We start from the raw sequence: 4239 nt of genomic DNA, 5'->3' as shown, positions 1-4239 counted from the left end.
CGAGTCTCGTCCACTCCGCCAACATTACGATAAGCCCTAGCAGCAATGCTAGGGCTTTTTCGTGTCTGTTTTTTATGGCATAAAAAGAGACAATATACGGGCTCGTTGGTTTATTATTGAGCTGAAATTGTCAGTCTAGGCTGTAGCGCGGGTTCTTTTTTGAGAAGAGCTCGTCAGCTGGGCCAAGATTGCGCAAATGCTTATCCGTACTATTAGCGCGTTTTTGTGTCTGAATTTTTAGATGTAAAAAGTGTGTATAAGTCGATGCTAAATAGTATGCACTGATCACGATTCTGGTAAGATATTGGCTTACTGTTAAGCAGTATGTGATGTGATACAAATCAATTCTGTTTGATAGCGGTATAATGAAAATTGCTAATTTAAGGTATTAAGATGAACTGTCGCTTAGGTTGTGGTGCTTGCTGCATTGCGCCTTCTATCACGACTCCAATTCCAGGAATGCCTCAGGGTAAGCTGGCAGGAGTTAGGTGCATTCAGTTGAATGATGGTAATTTGTGTAAGCTTTTTGGTAAACCAGAGAGACCTGCTGTTTGTGGTCAATTTACAGCAACGGAAGATGTTTGTGGCGCTAATGATGAAGAAGCTTTATGGCTGATTAGCTCATTGGAACAAGCAACAAACAGCTAGAAAATTTTGTTAGATAGTCAATATATGGATTGGTAAGCAATGCAGTTAACTCGTTACACTGATTTTGGATTGAGAACACTGATGTATCTGGCTTTACATCCAGAGCGTGAGTCGCTTTTTCGTATCTCTGAAGTTACAGATGTTTTTGACTTATCAGCGAACCATATCTCTAAAGTTGTTCATCATCTTGGTAAATTAGGCTACTTAAAAACAGTAAGAGGTAAGAGTGGTGGTTTTAAGTTGGCAAAAGCTGCTAACGAAATCAATATAGGTGAAGTGGTTCGCGCTCTTGAAAACTCCTTGTCTCCTATCGATTGCAGTAAGCCATACTGCTTATTTACGCCTGCTTGCAAATTAAAAAGTGTCCTTTCAGAAGCGGTTAATGCTTATTTAGCAGTGCTTGATGGCTATACGTTAGATATGATTGTAAGTAACAATAAAGAGCTTAAGTCGCTACTACCAGACTTGTCTATTCCAATCTTACAGTAGGCTCTTTAGTTCCTTTATCCTGTGAGGCTACATTGAAAGGTAATAGCTTTGACGCGGGAACTAGGGCGATATTGGCCTCCGCTAAGCGATGAAGATTATTGCTCAAAAAAGCCAACGTTTCAGGGTAGGGGTGAGCAATAATAACAATACTGTCCTGTGTTTCAGCAAGTGTTATCGCCTGTTGAAATTGAAATTCTAACCCGGCATTTGATTTATCATTATCAAGAAAAATAGTCCGCTTTAATAACGGAACTCCCATCTCTTCTGCTATTGCTCCAGCTTGAGTAAATTTGGTTGTCACACTGTCTATAAAATAAATATCCCGCTGTAATAGCGTATCCATTACCCAGTGCATTTGTTCGGTAAGCTGCGTTAACAAGCTGCCCATATGGTTATTAGCGCCAATTGCGAATGGTACACTATCGATAGCGTGTTCTAGCTGCTGTTTAAAATCTTGCTCTGACATAGCGTTCGTTAAAGCACCAGGCCCAATTGTTTTACCATTGAGCGCCTGCATTGGCAGGTGCACTAAAATCTCACTACCTCGTTGGTATGCTTGAGTGGCAACGGCTTTGCCTAAAGGTGTTAGTGGCAACACCGACAGGGTCACATTTGATGGCAGCGCCAGCACGGCCTTATCAGATTGACGATATCCAATGTCGTCAATGATGATGGCAATCCTTGCGGCAAACACATTCGAACTGAATAATAAAAAGCAAAATAATAAGTAGCGCACTGTATTAGTTATTTTTCTGTTTTGATCCAGGCTATTGCTGAGTTAACGAGTTTATCTTCAGCAATATCACCACGGAGTGAATTTGTATTTATTATAGGCATAGTTTGATCACTTGTTACAATGTCTAATGCCACTTTAATGTCGGGTATAATCCCTTTTTCGTGTATATCTCTGCCATTAGGGGTGGTGTATTTGGCAATGGTGAGCTTAATGGCATTGCCTTCGGTAAGCGTAGGGATAAGGCTTTGAACTGTGCCTTTACCAAAGCTTGTTTGACCGATGAGCTTAGCTCTGCCGTTTTCTTGCAGTGCAGCGGCGAGTACCTCAGATGCAGATGCTGATCCTTTATTGATAAGTACCAGCATGGGTACACTGTTTACCATGGTTTGTGGTGAGGCGTAGTAATCAGAATTTGCGTCAAAGAAACGACCTTCAGTTGCAACAATTCTCCCTTTCTCTAAAAAGATATCTGCGATTTTAATGGCTTGATCGAGTAGACCACCAGGGTTATTTCTAAGGTCAAGAATAAGCCCATTTAGGGGTTTGGCTTGCCATAATGCAAGTTGTTTAACCATATCTTGAGTGGAGTTTTCTTGAAAGCTCGACAGTTTTATATAGCCAATTTGGTTATCTAACAGCTGTGCTTCGACAGAGTTAATGGTGATAAGACTAGGGCTGATGGTTACGCTATAAGTTGTTTCGGAGTTTGCTCTGATAAGCTCTAAATCAATCGCTTGCTTGTCGTAGCTATGTTGTTTGATTTCATTGAGTAGGTTTTCAAGTTTATCTGCGGTCACTAACTGTTGATTTAGCTTTATAACTCTATCTCCCGGCATAATACCTGCCAGTTCAGCGGGCGACTGGGGGAAAGGAGTGACGATTGTTATTTGATCATTATCTGTCGCTATCTCTACGCCAAAGCCATAATATTCACCGTCGTTACTATCTTGGATATTGGCGAATGCTTGTTTATCTAGAAAGCTAGAATAGGGGTCGAGTTTTGCAAAAATACCTTCAATGGCCGCTTCAATGAGTTCTTCTTCGGTGATCTTTGTAACGTAGTAGGTTTCAATTGTATCGATGACATCGAGTAATACGGGATAGTCGATGCGTGTTTTATATTGCTGAGTATGCTCTTGGCCAAATAAAGTGAGTGACAGGCCTAATGCTAAACCCGCGGCGGCAAAACTAAGATTACGGACAACTCCTGACATATTAACCCCTTGTATAAGAAAGGGATTCTATGTCTACCGCTTACAGTACCTCGCCGGATCGACAGCTTGCCCTTTATGTCTTACTTCAAAGTATAGGCCAGACTCGGTCTGTCCACCTGAGCGACCGACCAATGCAATGGGTTCACCTTTGCGAACAGAGTCTCCTGCAGCTTTTAAAAGAGTTTGTGCATGCCCATATAAGCTCATATACCCTTTGCCATGATCGACAACTAAAACCATACCGAAACCGCGTAGCCAGTCAGCATAAATGACTTGTCCGCCAGCAATCGCTTCAATGTTTTTTCCTTCAGCAGCTGAAATCGTCACGCCTTTCCATTTGACTTGGCCTGAACGTTTACTGCCAAAACCTGATTTTATTCGGCCTTTAGTGGGCCATTTTAGTTTTCGTTTACTCGATAAACCATCGAACGCAGGGTTGTTTTTCATCGCCAATAGCGCTTGTTCAACCACTCGTTTTAAACTGGCCTCTTCAATTTGCAGCTGCTCTAATTTTGCACCACTGCTACTAAGCGTTCTTTGTAATTGAGTTAAGGTTTGTTGGCGCTGAGACTGCTCTTGGCTCAAAAGCGTAGCTTGCTGTTGCTGCTCAAGGGCTAACTTGTTTAATCGAGTTTGGTTATCTTTCTGCTGAAGTTGTACTTCATCAAGTTCTACGATGGTGCTTTGAAGCTGTTTTATCGAAGCGATACGGGCATTGTTCAAGTATTGGTAGTAAGCGAGTAAGCGTTCGATACTGGCTGGAGATTGTTGATTAAGCAGCATTTTACTGTAATCATGATTACCGGCTAAGTAAGCGCTAGCAAGTTGATTAGACAATGTTTTTTGCTGGATGTTTTTGAGTTTTTCTAACTGGGTGTATTTAGCGTTAAGCTTAGCCAAAGCCTTATCTATTTTGGTTAAATCTTGTTTGGTTTTATTAACTTTTTTTGCAGCGGCAGCAATAGCTTGCTCATCTTTTTTGAGCAAAGAGATCAAACGTTCTCTCTGTTTATTGGTATTTTTAACGGCTGATTGTTGCTTGTTTATCTGTGTCTGAATCGACTTAAGTTCAGATTGACGACGATCGAGATCAGTCGCATTTACCGATAAGGGAAGTGATATAAAGCCAGCAATAATGCTGGCTTTGATAAA

Annotated in this window: 5 protein-coding genes; 2 read left to right on the top strand and 3 right to left on the bottom strand. The window is 41.3% G+C overall.

Features of this window, described 5'->3' with window-relative positions:
• Positions 1-393: 393 nt before the first annotated feature.
• Positions 394-648, top strand: coding sequence for a YkgJ family cysteine cluster protein (locus tag CXF82_RS00695; protein ID WP_102039077.1), 255 nt, complete (start codon positions 394-396; stop codon positions 646-648).
• 39 nt (positions 649-687) lie between these two features.
• Positions 688-1137: an Rrf2 family transcriptional regulator gene (locus tag CXF82_RS00690; protein WP_101092009.1), complete on the top strand. Its 450-nt coding sequence runs from the start codon at positions 688-690 to the stop codon at positions 1135-1137.
• Here the strand turns inward: CXF82_RS00690 and CXF82_RS00685 are convergent.
• Genes CXF82_RS00685 through CXF82_RS00675 form a run of 3 tightly spaced genes read right to left on the bottom strand, consistent with a single transcriptional unit; the run spans position 1118 to position 4236 of the window.
• Positions 1118-1873: a divergent polysaccharide deacetylase family protein gene (locus tag CXF82_RS00685; RefSeq protein ID WP_102039076.1), complete on the bottom strand. Its 756-nt coding sequence runs from the start codon at positions 1871-1873 to the stop codon at positions 1118-1120. The two genes, CXF82_RS00690 and CXF82_RS00685, sit on opposite strands and share 20 nt — an antisense overlap.
• 8 nt (positions 1874-1881) lie before the next feature.
• Positions 1882-3087, bottom strand: a complete 1206-nt coding sequence (locus CXF82_RS00680; protein WP_101092007.1) for a S41 family peptidase — start codon at positions 3085-3087, stop codon at positions 1882-1884.
• 33 nt (positions 3088-3120) lie between these two features.
• Positions 3121-4236 carry a murein hydrolase activator EnvC family protein gene (locus CXF82_RS00675; protein ID WP_102043494.1) on the bottom strand — a complete coding sequence of 372 codons (1116 nt, stop codon included), beginning with the start codon at positions 4234-4236 and terminating at the stop codon, positions 3121-3123.
• Between the last annotated feature and the right edge of the window lie 3 nt (positions 4237-4239).

The organism is Shewanella sp. GutDb-MelDb (genome assembly GCF_002836075.1).
Taxonomy (GTDB): Bacteria; Pseudomonadota; Gammaproteobacteria; order Enterobacterales; family Shewanellaceae; genus Shewanella.
Note: the sequence above shows the minus strand (reverse complement) of the source record. Positions and strands in the feature narration are given on the sequence as shown.